6 protein-coding genes and 2 pseudogenes are annotated in these 18172 nt (G+C 67.7%); 2 read left to right on the forward strand and 6 right to left on the reverse strand.

Features of this window, described 5'->3' with window-relative positions; genetic code table 11:
* Positions 1-65 precede the first annotated feature (65 nt).
* The 4 genes from ACZ7HT_RS19700 to ACZ7HT_RS19715 form a co-directional block, all read right to left on the reverse strand.
* The gene (locus ACZ7HT_RS19700; protein WP_471167233.1) at positions 66-1424 is read right to left on the reverse strand and encodes a DNA-3-methyladenine glycosylase 2 family protein; all 1359 of its coding nucleotides are present in this window, start codon (positions 1422-1424) and stop codon (positions 66-68) included.
* Between the two features lie 77 nt (positions 1425-1501).
* Positions 1502-2671, reverse strand: coding sequence for a ribosome small subunit-dependent GTPase A (rsgA, locus tag ACZ7HT_RS19705; protein WP_471167236.1), 1170 nt, complete (start codon positions 2669-2671; stop codon positions 1502-1504).
* Positions 2672-3127: 456 nt separating this feature from the next.
* Positions 3128-3601 (reverse strand): hypothetical protein, encoded by a 474-nt coding sequence (locus tag ACZ7HT_RS19710; protein ID WP_471167239.1) that lies wholly within the window; start codon positions 3599-3601, stop codon positions 3128-3130.
* A complete protein-coding gene (locus tag ACZ7HT_RS19715; RefSeq protein ID WP_471167242.1) occupies positions 3586-11106 on the reverse strand; it encodes a ricin-type beta-trefoil lectin domain protein in 7521 nt (2506 codons plus the stop codon). The genes ACZ7HT_RS19710 and ACZ7HT_RS19715 overlap by 16 nt, the downstream gene beginning before the upstream one ends.
* 1029 nt (positions 11107-12135) lie before the next feature.
* Between ACZ7HT_RS19715 and ACZ7HT_RS19720 the strand changes: the two genes are divergently transcribed.
* Positions 12136-16365: a LamG-like jellyroll fold domain-containing protein gene (locus ACZ7HT_RS19720; protein WP_471167245.1), complete on the forward strand. Its 4230-nt coding sequence runs from the start codon at positions 12136-12138 to the stop codon at positions 16363-16365.
* A 206-nt stretch (positions 16366-16571) separates the two neighbouring features.
* Positions 16572-16805 carry a hypothetical protein gene (locus tag ACZ7HT_RS19725; protein WP_471167734.1) on the forward strand — a complete coding sequence of 78 codons (234 nt, stop codon included), beginning with the start codon at positions 16572-16574 and terminating at the stop codon, positions 16803-16805.
* Positions 16806-16882: 77 nt separating this feature from the next.
* On the opposite strand, the pseudogene ACZ7HT_RS19730 reads toward ACZ7HT_RS19725, so the two are convergent.
* Together ACZ7HT_RS19730 and rsgA (ACZ7HT_RS19735) are read right to left on the reverse strand one after the other, a co-directional pair.
* Positions 16883-17059, reverse strand: a pseudogene (locus ACZ7HT_RS19730) (IS256 family transposase); the annotation flags it as partial.
* 145 nt (positions 17060-17204) lie between these two features.
* A pseudogene (gene rsgA / locus ACZ7HT_RS19735) lies at positions 17205-17612 on the reverse strand (GTPase RsgA); the annotation flags it as partial.
* Positions 17613-18172 lie beyond the last annotated feature (560 nt).

The following is an 18172-nucleotide window of genomic DNA, read 5'->3' on the forward strand; positions in this document are numbered from 1 at the left end:
CCGCACGCACGGGCGCCACAGCGGACTACGTCCCAGAAGGCCCCATGTACGGCCGCCGCAGCAGGCTACGTCCCGGAAGGCCCCACCCCGACGCCCAGGTAGCGCGCCGCGTACGAGCCCCAGGGACGCCACTCCTCCGCCTCCGGGGCGCCCTCGGGGGCCACGTCGGGGTCGCCGAGGGCCCGCATCCGGATGAGTGCCGCGGCCTCGGGGGTCACGCCGGGGACGGCGAGCAGGGCGCGCTCGGCCTCGTCGCGGTCGGCCCCGGGATCGAGGCGTACGGCTCCGTCGGCGAGGGCGCGGGCCAGCGGCCCGGCGACGGGGTGGTCCGTCAGGGCGGTGGGTTCAGGGAAGACGTGGGTGAGGGTTCCGCAGGGGGTGGCCAGCGGGGTGCCGAGGAGTTCGACGAGCCGGGCCGACTCCTCGGCGCCGAGGACCGTGCGCAGGGCGAACTCCTCGGGCTCGGCCGTGCCCGGGGAGCGCACGCCCGGCCTCGCGGCCACCTGGGCGGCGAGCCCGGGGGCCGCCCCGAGGCGCTCGGCGACCGCGTACGGATCGGCGTCGAGGTCGAAGAGCCGGCGCAGCCGGTGCACGGCGGTGGTCAGGTCGCGCAGCTCGGTGAGGTGGATCCGGGCCTCCAGCCAGCGGCCGCCGGAGCGCTCGTCGACGGAGACGACGCCGGTGCCGTACGGGAGGCGGAGGGTGCGCCGGTAGGTGCGGGCGCCGGGGGCGCCGACGACCTCCTCGACCCGGGGCACGGCCTCGGCGGCGAGCAGGTCGAAGACCTCGCCGACCGCGTACGGTCCCCGGTGGGCGAGCCGCAGCGGCACCCCGGCGGCGAGCGCGGTACGGGCCCCCGCCCCGCTGCCCGCCTCGGCGCGCAGGGCCGTGGGGGTACGGGCGTATACGGCACGGATCGTCTCGTTGAACTGGCGGATGCTGGCGAACCCGGCCGCGAAGGCGATCTCGGTGACGGGCAGCCCCGTGGTCTGGAGCAGCAGGCGGGCGGTGTGCGCCCGCTGGGCGCGGGCGAGTGCGACGGGCCCGGCGCCCAGCTCGGCGGTGAGCTGGCGCTGGACCTGCCGGGTGCTGTAGCCGAGGCGCCCGGCGAGGCCGGGCACGCCCTCGCGGTCGACGACGCCGTCGCCGATCATGCGCATGGCGCGTCCGACGAGGTCGGCCCGGACGTTCCACTCGGCGGAGCCGGGCACGGCGTCGGGCCGGCAGCGGCGGCAGGCGCGGAAGCCGTGGCCCTGGGCGGCGGCGGCCGTCGGGTAGAAGGAGACGTTCTGCCGCTTGGGGGTGACGGCGGGGCAGCTGGGCCGGCAGTAGATGCCGGTGGTCCGGACGGCGAAGAAGAACTCTCCGTCGAACCGCGCGTCCCTGCTGCTGACCGCCTCGTAGCGGGTGTCGTCGTCCCTCATGGCTTCCAGTGTGCGGGAGGCGCCCCACCCCGGCTCGCGGTTTTCGGACACCGCGATCGGGGTGGGGCGGACCGGCGCTAGCCGAGCCGGCCCTGGCGCTTGAACTCCATCTGGGCCCGGCCGCCCGCGCCCATCCGCTTCCACTCCTTGAGCATCTCGGAGCGGACGCGGGCGTCGGTCTTGGCCACGATCCGCCGGTTCTCGCGGATGAGCTTGCGGTAGCTCTCCAGGCGGCGCACGGGCAGCGAGCCGTCCTCGATCGCCGCCGCCACCGCGCAGCCGGGCTCGGACTCGTGGGCGCAGTCGTGGAAGCGGCAGTCCGCGGCCAGCTCCTCGATCTCCGAGAAGACCTGGCCGACGCCGGTCTCGGCGTCCCAGAGTCCGACGCCGCGGAGTCCGGGGGTGTCGATGAGGACTCCCCCGCCGGGCAGGACGAAGAGGTTGCGGGTGGTCGTCGTGTGGCGGCCCTTGCCGTCGACGTCGCGGGCGGCCTGGACGTCCATCACGTCCTCGCCGACCAGCGCGTTGGCGAGGGTCGACTTGCCGGCGCCGGAGACGCCGAGCAGCACGGTCGTGCCGCCCGCGATCGTCGCGGCGAGCACGTCGACGCCTTCTCCGCTGGCGGAGCTGACGGGCAGCACCTGCACGCCGGGCGCGACCGTCTCCACGTCCTCGACGAGGTAGGACAGCCCGACCGGGTCGGGCACGAGGTCGGCCTTGCTGAGGACGACGGTCGGCTGGGCGCCGGACTCCCAGGAGTCAGCCGACGTACGCAGCAGTGCCTCGCCGCTCGAACTGGACATCGCAAGCGCGAGGAAGCGTTCGATCCGCCCGAGGTCGAGTTCGACCGCGAGCGACACACAGATGACGATGTGATCGATGTTAGTGGCCAGCACCTGGCCCTCGGACCGCTTGGACGACGTCGACCGCACGAACGCGGTCCGGCGCGGCAGGATCGTCCGCGCGTACCGCGGATCACTGCCCTCGGGGTCGACGGCGACCCAGTCCCCCGTGCACACGACCTTCATCGGGTCATGGGGAACGACGAACGCGGTGTCGGCACGGATGACACCGTCAGGGGTGGCCACATCACACTGGCCGCGATCGACCCGGACGACCCGGCCCGGGACCAGACCCTGCGCGGCGTACGGGGCGAACTCGGCCTCCCAGCCCTCGTCCCAGCCGTAGACGGCGAGCGGGTGCTGGACAGCGGAAGAAGAAGACGGGTGAAGCGGAGCGTTGAACAAGGGGAACCCTTCGAAGGGTGGCCCCGGCGGCGCGCTCCGAGCGCGCGGAAGTCGAGTGGGTGTCAGCCGGAGACCACAGGGGTGGGAACGATGAACTCCTGAATGCGGGCAGAGCCCGTCACCGTGACAGTCATCAATGTCCTCACCTCCTGCTTCTTCTCAACAAACCAACACCGCCCCTCGGGAGCGGATGATCAGCACCCTAGCGCCGCCCCAGGGCACGGCACCACCGATTAAATCCGAGACCTCACCCGCCGACATCGGCTGCGGGCGCTCCGCCGTCACGCCGCGAGTCGTACAGACTACCCACAGTGTTGCCCCGTGCTCCTCCCTACGGTGCGTGGGAGCATTGAAACGGCGAAGGGGCTGTGACCGGTTTTCCCGGTCACAGCCCCTTCGGTTTGCTCAGCGTGTCAGCGTGAAACCGCCCCTCAGGCGCCGCCTCGCCGTGGCGCGTTAGCGGGTGCGCTTGGCCAGACGGGGCGCGACAGCCCTGCGGAAGTGCTCCAGGCGTGCGCTGTCGTGTTCGACGTACTCAAGGATGTCGAGCGCGGCCTCGGTGTCGCCGCGGGTGGCTTCCTGGTAGAGAGTCCAGATGCCGTCGCGGACCCGGTCGTAGACCTCCGTCTTCACGCTCTCGTCTGCCTCGCCGAGCACGACACGCCACAGCGTGAGCATCAGCTCGTCGCGGGTGTCGGCCGACAGCTCCTCCTGGAGCGCGGCCATGATGACGCCCGCCGCCGGGGCGGCGACCGGGGCGAGCATCGCCTGATCTTCGACATGCCCGTCCAGCGTCACCCCGCCCATCTCGGCGGCGGACCGGGCGGAGATGATCCGACGCAGGTCCTGGCCGACATGGCCGCGCTCACCGCACCGGCATTCGTACGCATCCCAGTCGATCCGGTCGATTTCGATTACCCAGGGGGCCAAGGCCGTTCCTTCCGCAATGCGCCTTCGAGCTTACTCGACTCAGGCAGCAGGACCTCGCACACATCGCAGATGGCCTTCTCCTGCCAGATTTTACCCATGCCGTCCTTGAGGTTCTCCACCCGCATGGCACGGGTGAAAACTACAAGGTTCGGGTCCCAGTTGGTGACCTCCAGAATGTTGATCTCCGCGCAGCTGCCGTGGCCGGAGCAGCTCGTAGCGATCTCGCCGGTCTCACGGTGAACCGCGGCCGTCCAGGTTCCCGCCTTGGCCGCGCCCGTGGCCTTCCCTGCCTCGCTGTCGCGGAGAGCGGCAGCATCGCCGAGGCGCTGTTCGAGGGTCCAGTTGCCGGATGCCTGCTCACGCTCCACGTTGGGCATGGAACCCGCTCGGGGACCCCGGGTGCCGGTTTTGGCATCGCCGTATCGGTAACCGTGTGAACCACGCTGTGGGTTGGACGTTCCGGAAGCACCGGTCGCGGGAGCATCTGGAGTTGAGGCCGCGCTCGACGTGGACTCGGCCGCATCCTGGGGAGTGCTGCCCCTCTTGGAGGCCGCTGCGTTAGCGCCCGCCGCCTCCTCGGTAGCGGCCTTGGCCGCGCCGCCCGCTGTGGCTGCGCCCTTGGGGCCCGCTATGTCAGCCTCCGCCGAAGCCTTGGCACCATTGCGCCTAAATTCGGCCCTGGGGGAAGTGATTTCCGGTCCTGGCCCGCAGTCGCCAAAGAAATAGCTGCAGGTGCCTACGAAAGCAACACCGGCCTCCTCAGCACATGCTGGCATGAGGAAGCCCAGGCTCCCGTCGGTGCAGGCAACTACAGCGCTAACAAGGACGACCACAACGACGACCACGACAACGACGGCCACGACATCCTCAACGATGTCGCCGATATCGTCCCAGCCCCACCCAGAGTCGTCGTCACCTCCGCCACCGGACGAGGTTGTGGTTGTGGTTGTCGTCGTCGTGGTTGCTGTGGTCGTGGTCGACGCCCCGCAGTCGATCACGCACTTGTTCATGCTCGGGTCGGTGTACCAGGCGTCCAAGCCGCTGGGGTCGCTGCCGCTGGCGGGGTTGTCGGCCGCGTAGGTGTAGCCGCCCATCTGGTTGGGGTCGCCGGCCTGGAAGACCGGGTCCGGGCTCAGGAACCGGCCCGTGGCGGAGTCGTAGTTGCGGACACCGAGCAGGTTTAGGCCCGTGGAGGTGTCCAGCGGTTGGCCGAGGAATCCGCGGTTCTCGTCCGGGGACACCCATGATGTGGGCTTCGGGCCTCGGGCGTTGCCGTACGGGTCGTAGTACCGCCGGGTTGCCAGCAGAGTGCCTGCGTCGACGGCTGTCGTTGATGTGCCCTGCGCGTTGGCGACCTGGTAGGTCACGCTGCCCGAGCTGCTGCGTGTGATGTCGGTGCCGTCGGGGCCCGAGTAGTGGCGCAGGCCGGTCCAGGTCTTGGCCGCGACGTTCAGGGTGATCTGCTCGGCGCCGCCGAAGAGGTACAGGATGCGAGCCTTGTCGGTGCTGCCGGCCGTGCTGGTCTGGATGAGTAGCTGGCCGTCGGCGTCGTACAGGTACTTGCTGGTGTTGCTGGTGGTTCCGGTCGGAGTGGTGACCGCGGCCGTCCGGCCCTCGGCGTCGTACGTGAGCGTCTGTGTCTGGCCGGCCGGGACGGCGCCGGTGGTGGAGGTGGTCCACACCTGGCCGGCGCTGCCGCAGGCGTCCAGCTTGAGCTGGGTGCCCGTGGTGGCGCTGGCGGCCGGGTCGGTCAGGCAGACCGCGCTGTTGGCCGCATTGACCAGGGTGCCGGTGGTGGTTGCCTTCCACTTCTGTGTGGCGTCCGCACTGCAGGTGTCGATCACCACGAGGGTGCCCGCGGCGGTCGCGTTGGCCACTGTGTCCAGGCACATGCCGAGCACCTTGACGGTGCCGTCCGTGCCGACGGTCCACTTCTGCGCCGTGCTGGTGCCCGAGCAGGCGTTGACCTGGACCTTGGTGCCGGGGGCGGTGGCGCCGCCCGCGGCCTCGATGCAGAGCTTGCCGCCGCCGGTGAGGGTGAAGCCGGTGGTCAGCGGGCCGGTCGTGGAGACCTTCCGGCTGACGGTGTTGCCGGCGTTCTTGTTGCCGTACGCCGGGTCGGCGAAGCCGTTCGTCCAGGTGGCAGCCCCGGTGGCGGGGTTGTTGTTGACCGTGGTACCCGCCTGGTTGGGCAGGTTGGCGGCCGCGGTGCCGTCGGCGCCGGTGTACGCGATGGACTGGGTGGTGTCGGCGAGCGCGTTGCCGCCCGGGTCGTGGTTGACCATGCCGGTGCGGTCACCGAGTTGGTCGAAGGTGTACGTCTGCCAGTACGCCGCCGGGCCGCCGACCGTGGTGGTCTTGATCTGGCCGGAGCTGGTGGTCTGGACCTTGGCGGTATTGCAGCCGCCAACTGCGCCCACCGGCGCCGCCGATGGCGAGGTGATCCCCGCGGTGTCCGTCCAGGCCTGGGTCAGGCGCTGGAAGGAGTCGTAGGTGAAGCACTGCGTGTCGTGCGTGGTGTTGTTCTGCAGGTCGTCGATCGCGGTGATCTCGCCGGCCTGGTTGTAGCGGTAATTCACGACATCGAGAGCGGTGGTTGAGGTCTGCGCCATGCTGCTGGTCTGCAGGACCCTGCCGGTCGTGCCGTCGTACTGAGCGAAGGTGGCCAGCTGCTTGCCACCAGGACCGTAGTTGGTCTGCTGGACGCGGCCGAATGCGTCGTGGACGCTCGTGGAGAGGTAGGCGGGGGTGTTGGCCGCGTTGATGTATCCGCCGAAGGTGTCCAGGTTGCCCTGTTGGGTGTATCCGTAGTCGACGTCTTCCCTCGGCAGGTTGCCGTCGGCCTGGTAGTGGGTGGTGGACAGCAGGCCGAGCGTGGGTGTGTAGTCGGCGGCCATCGTGTATGTGACGGTGCCGCTCGCGGGTGCGGCGGACTGCCCCGCGGCTGCGAAGCCCTCCGCCGCGGGGATGGTCAGGGTGTTGCCCGTCGGCTGGTATGCCGTGTTGTAGCCGGTGACGGCCTTGGTGTACGCCTTGCCGGATGCACCGCCCACGTAGCGGGTCGAGGAAGTCGGGTAGCCCTTAGCCAGGGTGTCGTACGCCCAGCTCGACTGCTGCTTGGCCGGGTCCGGGGTCGCCTGCCACGCACCGGAGTACTCGCCGGTGCGCCGGTTGTTCCAGTCGTAGGTGAAGGACAGCACCTGGCCGCGCGGGTCGGTGGTCTGGAGCAGGTTGCCGGCGAGGTCGTACTTGTCGAATGTTCCGGTACCGGTGTTGGGGTCGGTCTGCGAGACCTTCTGGCCCAGGAAGTTGTACGTGTTGGACCAGGTGTTGCCCGCGTTGTCCTTGACCGTGGCGACCTGGCCGCCCGGCGTGTACGTGTAGTTCGTCGTCGCGTTGGCCGCCGGGACAGCGTTGACCGTGCCCTGCTTCCACAGCACGGTGCTGCTGTCGCTGGCTACCACGACCACTGTGGAGTCGGCACGCACCCGGAAGGTGGAGCCGGTCGTGGCCACCAGGCCCGTCGTCCACTTCGAGACGTTGGACGTGGTGTACACCGCGAGGTTGCCGTCGCTGCCAAACTTGGCGTAGGCGCCGGGGTTGCCCGCGGTGCCGCTGGACCAGATCGTCTTGCCGGTGGCCAGACCGCTCAGCACCAGGTTGCCGTCCGCCTGCATGACCAGGCGCACGGTGTTCGAGGCGATCGAGGTACCCGAGGGAATGATGTCTCCGCTGCGGAGGATCACCGTCGTGCCGGTGTTCTTGACCACGCTGCGGACTGTTTGTCCCAGCCCGTTGGTGAAGGCCGCCGTGGACCGCCCGCCCGCGGAGGGGACGCTGTCCGTCTCGTCGGCGCCGGGATAGGTGGTCGAGGTGTGCCACTGCTCGATGGCCTGGTGCCACAGGGTCGACCTGATGAACCGGCCCTGGCCGTCGTAGGTCGTGGTGTTCTCGGCCGGGATCTGGTTCTCGTTGGCCGCGAAGAGCGTGCTGGAGGGTCCGCTGGTCGGCTCGTAGTAGGGGGCGTACGAGGTGATCGGCCAGCCGTGCGAATCGTAGAACGTGTCGGCCACGATCCGGCCGGTGTTGTTGTCGCCCTGCGGCATGCTCTGCGACTGACGCGGCTGGAGCATGCCGTCGTAAATCGAGATGCTGGTGGCGTACGTGCCGTCCTCGCGCAGGGTCTTGGTAGTCACCGAGGTCGGCGCGCCGGGCTGGGTGACCGTGCCACCAGGGGCCGCGACGGCGCCCGGGTTCACCGAGTAGCTGAAGGTGCGGTCGGCGCTCTGGCCGGCTCCCTTGTCACGGCCGGGTAGCCACACAGCGGTGCGTCGGCCCAGAGCGTCGTACGTGACGTCGGTCTTGCGCCCGTTCACGTCGACGTGCTGGGTCTCCAGCCCGCGCAGCGGGGAGTGCGTAGAACTGACCACCCAGTTCTGACTGTTGGTGGTCTTGACCGTGGTGGGGTTGGTGATGTTACCGGCGTCGCTCCACGCCGGGGTGAAGTCGGTGTGGGTGTTCTGTCCGGTCGCGTCGAGGGCGTCGGTGATCCGGCCGATGCCGTCGTACTTCATGGCGGCCGTTGTCTGCCAGTTCTCGGTGGTGCCAGTGAAGCCGGTGGCCATCTGCGTGCCCGTGACCGCGGCCGTGGCCGAAACCTGGCCAAACGTCCCGAGTCCCGTGAGGGTGCCGTCGCCCTTGTAGTAGATCTTCCGGTCGGACAGCAGGTTCGAGGCATCCACGGCCGTGCCGCAGGGCCCCTTGACCACGGTGACCTGGGCCGGGTACGAGAGCATCTGGGGATTGGTGGACGGGGCGCTCGCGTACACCGTCGTCGAGCACTTCTCCTGGCTCGGATCGCTCACGTCACCGTGCGCATCCGTGCTGGAGACCCGCCCCTGGTCGTCGTACGTGGTGTCCGTACGCGTGTGCCGCCAGGTCCCGTCCGCGAGCTTCGCGTAGCCGTGGCTCTGGATGCTCTGCATCCGCCGGGCCACGAGCGGGGGCAAGGCGGACAGGGCCGGCTTGGTCTCGCCCGGGTGTTCCGTCTGCTCCCAGCCGCTCCACGCGGTCTGGGGAACGGTCGCGGTGTCGGTGGAGGTGAACGGACCGTTCACGCTCGTGGACGCGATCGAGCCGCCGGCCGCCGTGTAGATGTCCTTCTGGAGCTCGGTACCCGCCAACTGGTCGGCGTCGGTGACGGTCTGGACGACCACACCGCCGACCTTGGCGTCCAAGGTCACTGAGCGGCGGGTGCCGTCAGCCTTGTAGTCGCCGTCCATGCCCTGGAGGTATGTGGAGACCGTCTGCGTGACGGGCTCGGGGGCCCGGCCGGTCTGGACCGTCACCGTGCGGAAGCCTCTGAACTGGTTCCAGGTGCGGTACTGGTCGTCCGTGAAGGCCGAATCGTCGCGGTGCCATGCAGCGCCCGCATAGCTGTAGGTAGCCACGCGGGCCGCGGAACCGGCTGGGGCCGCCGTGCCGTTCGGCTTGTACGTCGACGCGATCGTCAGATCCGAGGTGGTGACCTGGCGGACCGTGATCTTGTTGAACCAGTCCTCGATCGGCTTCGAGGCGCCCGGAACGGTCCAGGGCACCGGGTAGCAGGAGTTGGTGTTCGAGTCCGCAGCGGCGAAGGACAGCGTCTTGCCCGCACAGGGAGCGAGGTTGTAGTCGACGGCGATCGACTCGCCGGTCTCCGTCTGGATGCTCGAGATGCGGGGGTGATACAGCGGCGGGGCTGACGGCATCACGTCGTTGACGCGGTTGTCGATCTCCGTACCCGTGAACGCCACCTTGTTCAAGGTGATGTCACTGTTGCCGTTCCCGTAGGTGTCTTTACCCGTGTGCTGGACCGTCTGGAGCCACATGACCGCCTGGAGGAAGCCGGAGTGCTCCGGGTCTACGGAGGTTCCGGTGACCGGGTCGGCAGTTCCGCCCGCGTCGGAAAAAACGTGCCCGAGCTGGTAGGAGTCGACCGGCAACAGCTGGTCAGTCGTGCCGTCCTTGACGTGGACCCGGGTGGTGATGCTGTCCAGACGGGTGGTCGACCAGAACGTCGGACCCGCGATCACGCACACGTCCTTGGGAACGGTCGTAGCACCGTCCGGAATCGTCGTGGTGTCCGTGGAGTCGCAGTGCAGGTCCCATGGCGTGTCGGGCCAGTGCGGAGACGTCTCGTCCTTCAGGTTTCCGGCGGAGCAGTCCGTGAAAGTATCCGTCGGCTGGCAGCGCTGCTTGGAATTGAAGAGAACCTGGGCCGAGGGGGTGCGCTTGGCCAGAGCGTCGTCGAGCGTGTAGCCGTACGAAATCGAGGTGAGCGTGCCTCCCCGGATATAGGAAGTCAGCGTGCCGAAGTCGCCGTCGGCTGCCTGACCTCCGCCGAGGCTGTAGTAGTTGGATTCCGTGGAGTAGTCGTATCGCTGGATGAGGCCGTTGGGCGAGACGACGAAGTCGAGGTTCCAACGCCAGCCCTCGGGCTTGGCACACCGAGATGTCTTGCCCTTGGCCGAGTCGTAGCACGGGTCACCCGATTGCGGGTGGAAGACCGGCTCGCCCCAGGCTGAGTCGGTGCTGTCGTCCGTGGGGGTGCCGGACTGCGGGACCGCTGCGGTGCCCACGCCTGCGGGCGCATGGTTCGAGCCGAAGTAAGCGGCCGAGCCGTCGGTGGTCAGGACACGGAAGTACGTGCCGTCCTGAAGACCGTTGGCGGCGCCGGAGAGCTCCTGGACGATGGTGCCGTCGTCGCCACCCAGCTTCCACTGGCGCAGAAGCCCGGGGACGTCCGGATCCTTGGTGTCCGGTACGAGGACTCCGGAGTGCGGGCCGAAGGAGATCTGGGCGTTGGCGCCGGTCCAGCAGTTGTCGGCGGAGCCCTTGAGGATCTTGTCGCCGTTGCCGTCGCGGAGGCTGCCGCAGCCTCGGTAGGTGCGCTCGACGAAGCCGGGGTCGTAGCTCCAGCCGTCGCCGATCCAGGAGGACTGGGAGTTGCGGGCCGAGGTCTCGCCGTCCACGGCCTGGGAGTTGTATGAAAGTGCTACGGAGGGCGCGTTGCCGCCCAGACCGGCAGGGACCGAGATCGGATACGAGTAGGTGAAGGATCCGGTTCCGCTGGCCTGCCAACTGCCCGAGGGGTTAAGGGAGGTGGCTGCGTAGTCACCCTGCGAGCCGCCACTGCCAGAAGTCACCGCAAGGGCTGTGCCCTCGGACGCCTGGGCGGAAGCCGCGGTCATCGACGTCGTGCCGGCGCCCTCAGTGGCGGCCGCATCGAGCCTGATGGTGGTGGTGAGCTGGTCTGCCGTGGCCCTATTGGTGAACGGGACCGCGGTGCGGGTGCGGCACTGGGTCAGCTGTGGAGTCGTAAGAGCACAGGCAGGCATCTGGACGAGCTGGAGGCGAGAGCCGTATCCGCCGCCGTACGCCTTGGCAAGGGTGCTGTAGTCGATGACGACCTGGACCTCGCCAGATGCTTCCGTCGACTTGGAGGGGGCCACTGCGAGCAGCATGCCGTTGACGCCGGCTTCGAGGACTCGCTCGTGCGGGGCTACTCGGACACGGACACCGTCTGGCGATGCGGGGCGCTTACCAGACGCGGAGGCCTTCCCAGCTCTGCTGGGTGCCACCCAGACGGGCAGGGAACCCGCCTTGATGAGACCGTTCCCGGACCTTTTTGCGCTCTCAGTCGACTTGGCGCCGTTACTTGGCGCCATGCCGGCACCGAGCTGAACTGTTACGGAGCCGGCCTTCGGCCAGGAAGGCCGAGGAGCCTGGTAGGGCTTCAACGGCCGGTAGCCACTTGGGCGTCCCGGCGTCGGGCCTTTCGACAGTTCATGTCCGGTCACTCCGGCAATCAAGGGCACCGGCTTCGGGTTCCAGACCTGCCCCTTGAAGGTGTAGTGCCCGGCCTGCCCCCCACGGCCCTCCCAGTCGTCCCTGTCACCGCCTCCCGGCAGCCTGAGCGTGAGCCCCTGAGCGGACGACAGCGGCAGAATCAGAGCCAGAGTGGTGAGAAGTGCTATGCCCAGAAGCGGCCTTCCACCCCAAAGCCGGAGTCTCTTGCCTACAAACCTTCGACGTCGACTTGCCACCTGGCTCCCCCGCACATCCGGCAGCCCGATCAGGATGCCGCAGCTCACGACCACACCATGTGCATGATCAACGGGAGGCTATTGATGTTGTTGGGGCTTAATCAATACCGTGACTCGCCCGCCAGTTCGACCAAAGCGAGGCGAGCGCAACGGTGCACTATGTCCCGCTTTGCGGAGGACGAACGGCCTATTGCTTTCACAAATCGCTCCCCCTGGAGACTGGCGCATTGTGGTGCCACCTCAGCCACACATGGGGGAATCCATTCTTCCACTCACTCACCCTTGCGAGGAACTTGACTCACGCATTACCAACCCATCCAGATATCCAACAACCGGAAGCGTCTGAGTCCGCCTCAAAAGCTTCTCTGCGCGCTGATCGCTGCAGCCCTCTCGGCACCGGCCGCGCCCGTGTGGGCCCAGGACCCGGAACCCACGGCCGGCAGCAGCATGCTCAGCGCGCAGCAAGAGGCCATGGCTACGGGCCAGGAGGTGCCGGTCGATGCGCTCACCACCGAGACCACTGCAATCGTGGCCAACGCGGACGGCTCATTCACAAGCACCACGAACCTCATGCCCGTCCGAGTCCGCAAGGACGGTGCTTGGGTACCGGTCGATGCCACATTGCGTCAGAATGACGACGGCACGTGGTCGCCGAAGGCAACCCCCCATGGAGTTGCGCTCTCCGGAGGCGGCACCGGGCCGATGGTCCGCCTGAGCCACGAGGATGGCGCCACGCTGGCCCTGGCCACGCCGTTCCCGCTGCCGACTCCGACAATTTCCGGCGACACTGCGTTCTATCGCGAGGTCCTGCCCGGCGTTGACTTGTCAGTGTCTGTTACGGACCAAGGCGGATTCAGCGATGTCCTGATCGTCCACGACGCTGCGGCGGCCACCGATCCCCGCGTGAAGGAGCTGCGACTCGGGGCCGCAACCCAGGGCCTTGAACTCACCCCCACCGATTCCGGCGGCATGGAGGCGAAGACTGCAGACGGGTCCCTGGACTACGTATCACCTCGCCCCATCATGTGGGACTCCGCGTCGCCTAGCGAGGGGACCGTCTCCACGACCGCTGCCACGGCCGCACCGAGCCTAACCGCTTCGAGTGCCGACCAGGCTCTCCAAACCGACGGGGGCGATCCTGCCACCACACCTGAGGCGGTCTCCTCGGTCGAGGGTCCCGGTGTGGGCGCCCTGGTCGACCTGGTGCCCATGACTGCCTCGTCGTCCGCCGTCACGCTGCACCCGGACCCGGCCGTACTCGCCGACCCGAACACCGTGTACCCGGTCTACATCGACCCGTACACCAACCCGGTCTCGAGCACTTCCGGCCACTACACCGAGGTCTACTCCAGCTCGCAGTGCGCCAACAGTCCCCAGTACGACAAGCCTCAGAGCAACGGTGAAGGCGTGGGCTACCAGCGCTGGGGCGGAGCCTGCGGCGTGGGTCTGGAACGCTCGTACTACGCCATCAACACCACCGGTCTCGCACCCGAGATGATGGTCTCCAAGGCCATCATGTCCGTCCCGTCGACGTACGCCGCGAGCTGGGACTGCTCCAAAGACCAGCCCATCACCCTGCACACGACAGGCGCGATCAACGCGACCACCGACTGGAACAGCAAGCCGGCTGCCCAGGACGGCACCTACGCGGCCGTGCGAACCACCATCCCCAGCGCAGCCAACCCCGGCAGCAGCTGCAGCAACCACACTGCCAGCTTCACCGTGACGGCCCAGGCGCAGAAGATCGCCGACTCGGGCGCGGACTGGTGGACGGTCGGGCTCTACGGCGACGAGACGCTGTCCAGCGCCAACGACAACTACCTACGGCTTTCCACCGTGATCACTCTGATCACAACCTTCGACATTCCGCCGAAAACACCCGGCAACCTGTACACCACCCCCTCCGCCACCGGGGCCTCCGGGCCCTGCGTCACCAGCGGAATCGGCTGGGTAGGAGCCACCACCTACTCAGCCGCAGGAAGCAACCTCCAACTGCACGCCACCGTCGCGACCCAGATCCAGGGCGAACTCGCCAACGCGATCTACGACGTCTGGGACCGTACCGTTCTGGTCGACGGCAACTTCGCTACCGTCGCATCACCCACCAGCCCATACGTGGCATCAGGTACCGACGCCGATGTCCCCATAGGGGTCACCCTCAAGGACGGCCACGAGTACGGCTGGGACGTCTACGCCAAGACCAACTCGGCAGCCCACCTGCCCTCCCCCGTCTCAGCGCATTGCTGGTTCCGGACGGACTTCACCCCACCCAAAACTCCGGACATCGCTGTCAACCCCTCCTTCCCGCCCGTCGGCGAAGGCGCTGGCAATCCGGTGATCTACGCTGGACCTGACCCCGAAAAAAACAAAACCACTTTCAGCGTCTCCGCCACCGACACGGCACCTGCCGACACCTGCGCCCCTAGCGCCTGCCTGAGCAGTGGCATCGACCACTTCGTCTGGCGGCTGGACAGTCAACCGACCGCGCAGGTTGGTACTTCTGTACCGGCCGGCAACCCTGACGCCACCGGAACCTCGACCGCGACGTTCGAGATCCACATGACAGCCTGGGGAGTGCACACCCTCTACGTGGCCGCTGTTGACAACGCAGGAAACCTCTCGCAAGCTCCGACCAGTTACACATACACGGTCCCGTGGAATCCCGACACCAAGATCACACCCGGTGACATCGGCGGCGACGGCATCCCCGACCTCCTGGCCACCACCCGCACCGGCGACCTGGTCCTGCTGCCCGGCAACACAGACTCGGCACAGCCCCTGGCGCCGGCGCAGACCGACCCGCAAACCGCGCCCACCACGCCGGCCAGGGGCCCGGTCACGGTCTCGACTCCCGCCCAATCCCCAGACGGCACGGGATGGAACAACTACCTCATTGCCCACCGCGGCAACCTCCACAGCGCCAACGTGGACGACCTGCTCGCCTACAACAAGCAGAGCCACCAGCTGTACATCGTCAGAAATGACCTCGACCCGGCCGATGGCAGCGGCTGGCCGGGCACGAAGTACTCCACCTACGGCGGCTTCATGGGCGGCCGTTCCACCCCTGTACCCAAAAAAGACTGCGAGCTAAAGGAGGATTACGCGGACGACACACGCTGCCGTAGTGCCGGATACGACAAGACCGCGTGGAACATCGAACAGCTCGTTATCCCCGGCAACCTGTACGGCAACACCACCAACTTCCCGGCGGTGATCACCGTCGAGGACAAGAAGCTTTGGATTTACCAGATCGACAGTGGGCAGCAACTCGCGCACCCCTTGCTGCTCGGCGACGGCGACTGGTCCGGATACACCCTGATCGGACCAGGAACGGTAGGAGGCACACTCACCAAGAGCGTCGACGAGAAGGGCAACGTCACCGGCAGCGTCACCGGCGGATCCCGCGTCCTGTGGGCCCGCGACGACACCAGCGGCGCAGTTCTCACCTTTCCGATCACCGTGGATTTCAACACACTGACTCCCGCGCTGCTCCACGCCCCGGTGCGTACCACGTTCACATCCGCCCTGGCCGTGCCCGGTGGCGGCAATCTCTGCCTCGACGTGTATGGCGGTGGATCGGCAAACGGAACCAAGGTCCAGGTGTGGACCTGTCACGGCCTCGGCTCCCAGCAGTGGACCGCCGGGCCCTCCGGCAGCCTGGTCAATCGGCAATCCGGCAAGTGCCTGGATGACCCGAATGGCAGCACCACTGCCGAAACCCAACTACAGATCTTCACCTGCAACGGGGGAGCACCACAGAACTGGACCACAGGGGCTGTCGACGGGTGGGACAAGAACCTGGCGACACCACTGGGCCTCACCCTTCCAGAGGCGAAGTATCCAGCGGTGATGTCCCCAGGAGACCTCAACAGCACTGTTGGCGGCCCGGACGGTCACCCAGAAATGTACGCGGTCGACAACTCCGGTCAGCTCCTGGAGTACCCGGGCACCGCTCCTCAGGGCACAGTCGCTGCATTCGCCGCTCCCGCCTCGCTGGGTGCGGTGGGCAATACCGCCACCCACGGCTGGCGCCTCAACGAGGGCACGGGCGCCACCGCAGCCGATGACCCGGGAAACCTCAACGCCACCTTGGCCGGCGCGTACGCGTGGACGAACGACACCACGCGCGGGAAGGTGCTCCAACTCTCCGGGACTACCGGGTACGCCGCCACCACCGGCCCGGCCGTGAATACCGCCGGCAGCTTCACCGTCTCGGCCTGGGTCAAACTCGGATCGCTGACCAGCAACTCCACCTTCGTTTCCCAATCGGGCTCCGTCGGGAACGTGAGCGGATTCCAGCTCTACTACTCCTCCGGCGCGAAGGCGTGGGCCTTCGGTCGCCACACCGACGGCACCGCAACCTCCTCATTCTCCGCCGCTTACGGGTCCGGAGCTCCGGTTGTGGCTGGGCGTTGGACTCATCTGGTCGGCGTCTTTGACGCCGCAGCGAACGAGATGCTGGTGTACGTGGACGGCCGTCTCGCCGGGACGCAAGCGTACACAGGTGTCGATTGGAACGCAGACAATGCGGTGCAGATAGGCCGCAAGGTAGCCGGCACTGTATACGCCGAGTACGCCAACGGCGCTGTGAGCGACATACGGATCTACGCAACCGCTCTACCCGCAGCGAACGCTGCGGCCACGGGTGAGTTGCCGGGAATCACCCAGCTCGACTGACCGGGCAGCGGTGGATGGTGCGCAACCACGTACCACCCACCGCAATCAGCGATCCGTTCTCTGTAACGTGAGAAGCGAAGCCAACGCAGCCACCGAGAATATACCAAAGCGCCCCAATTGTGCAATACTCTTCCATCAGGCAATGATTCGAATCATTCCTTCCCGGGACTTCCCTCGGCACAGCACTCTCCGTAGAATGCCGCCTCATGTCCTCGAAATTCGTGCTGGCGTTGAGGTTCTACTCCGTTCCGGTTATCGGCAGCTTCGCGCTCGCTCTGCATCACAAGATAAAGACGGGAAGCTGGACGTTCCCTGTCTATTTCACGATCCCAACGCTCGCGCTGGTCACGTACTCGTTCTGGTACAACTCCAGCCCTGAGCGTGTGGCAAGCCTGCAGGCCCGTAAGGCAGCACGCCGCACCTCGAAGCTGCGAGGCTGACAACCCGAAAATTTTACCCAATGGCAGAGTGGTCGACGGTCTGCCAAGCGAACGGTGTAGCCGGGGTGGTGGGGGTATTGGCGGACTGCGGAGAGACGGCCATCGAAGGTGATATCGAAGGCGTTCAGAGCGGTCTTCCAGTTCAGGGTCCAGCGGGCCTGGCCCTTGCTGGTGGGGTCGAACGACATGATCGCAATGTAGACGCTCTTCAACGCGGCCTGCTCGTTGGGGAAGTGGCCGCAAGCCTTGACCGCTAGACAGGGCACGGCCGACACGAGGCCCGCGCGGTGCGGTCCTTCACCGTCACCGGCCTCGATCTCGGCTTCCCGCCCGCACAAGGTGAGGTCCGCACGAGCCTGGGTTGCGCTCTGAGGAAATCTCTCTCCGCTGCATGTTCGTACCGGACTCCCAGGCCAGGGCGAGGAAGCGTTCGATCCGGCCGAGGTCGAGCTCGACGGCGAGGGAGACCGTGATGACGGCGTGGTCGACGTTGGCCGCGAGGATCTGGCCCTCGGACCGCTTGGAGGAGGTGGACCGCGCGAAGGCCGTACGGCGCGGCAGGCACGCGCGCACGTAGCGGGGGTCCGCGCCCTCGGGGTCGACGGCGGCCCAGTCGCCCGTGCAGACGACCCGCAGCGGGTCGTGCGGGGTCACGAACGCCGTGTCGGCACGGATGACGCCCTCGGCGGTGGCGACGTCACACTGACCGCGGTCGACGCGGACGACCCGCCCCGGGATCAGTCCCTGGGCGGCGTAGGGCGCGAAGCCGACGGCCCAGCCGGAGTCCCAGCCGTGCGCGTCGAGCAGGTGCTGGTGCTGGACAGCGGAAGAGGAAGACGGGTGGAGCGGAGCGTTGAACAAGGGGGACCCTTCGAAGGGTGGCCCCGGCGGCGCGCTCCGAGCGCGCGGATCGAGTGGGTGTCAGCCGGAGACCACAGGGGTGGGAACGATGAACTCCTGAATGCGGGCAGAGCCCGTCACCGTGACAGTCATCAATGTCCTCACCTCCTGCTTCTTCTCAACGAACCAACACCGTCCCCTGTTCGGGAGCAGATGAGCAGCACCATAGCGCCGCCCAGGGCACGTCACCACCAATTAAAATCGAAAGGACTGCTCAGACGGCTCGTCGGCGACGGCAACGTCCGCAGCCTCCCGGCGCATACCGGCGGCGCAGCACCGTACGGTTCGTGCAGCTGAGGCTGGTCTGGCGGCGAAACCGCCACTTCTCAGGAACCTTGCAGTTGAGATAGCGGTTGGCGACAAAACTGACGCGGGGGGGGGGGGGGGGGGGGGGGGGGGGGGGGGGGGGGGGGGGGGGGGGGGGGGGGGGAGGGGGGGGCGCCGGCGGCACGCCTATCCGTCGCGTC

This window comes from Streptomyces sp. NPDC037410 (assembly GCF_055602235.1).

Bases quoted from the DNA above. Each gene is read 5' to 3' on its own strand.
- ACZ7HT_RS19725 (WP_471167734.1), top strand. From the start codon at position 16,572: ATGTCCTCGAAATTCGTGCTGGCGTTGAGGTTCTACTCCGTTCCGGTT.
- ACZ7HT_RS19715 (WP_471167242.1), bottom strand. From the start codon at position 11,106: ATGCTGCTCGCAGTGGCCCCCTCCAAGTCGACGGAAGCATCTGGCGAG.
- ACZ7HT_RS19720 (WP_471167245.1), top strand. From the start codon at position 12,136: ATGCTCAGCGCGCAGCAAGAGGCCATGGCTACGGGCCAGGAGGTGCCG.
- ACZ7HT_RS19700 (WP_471167233.1), bottom strand. From the start codon at position 1,424: ATGAGGGACGACGACACCCGCTACGAGGCGGTCAGCAGCAGGGACGCG.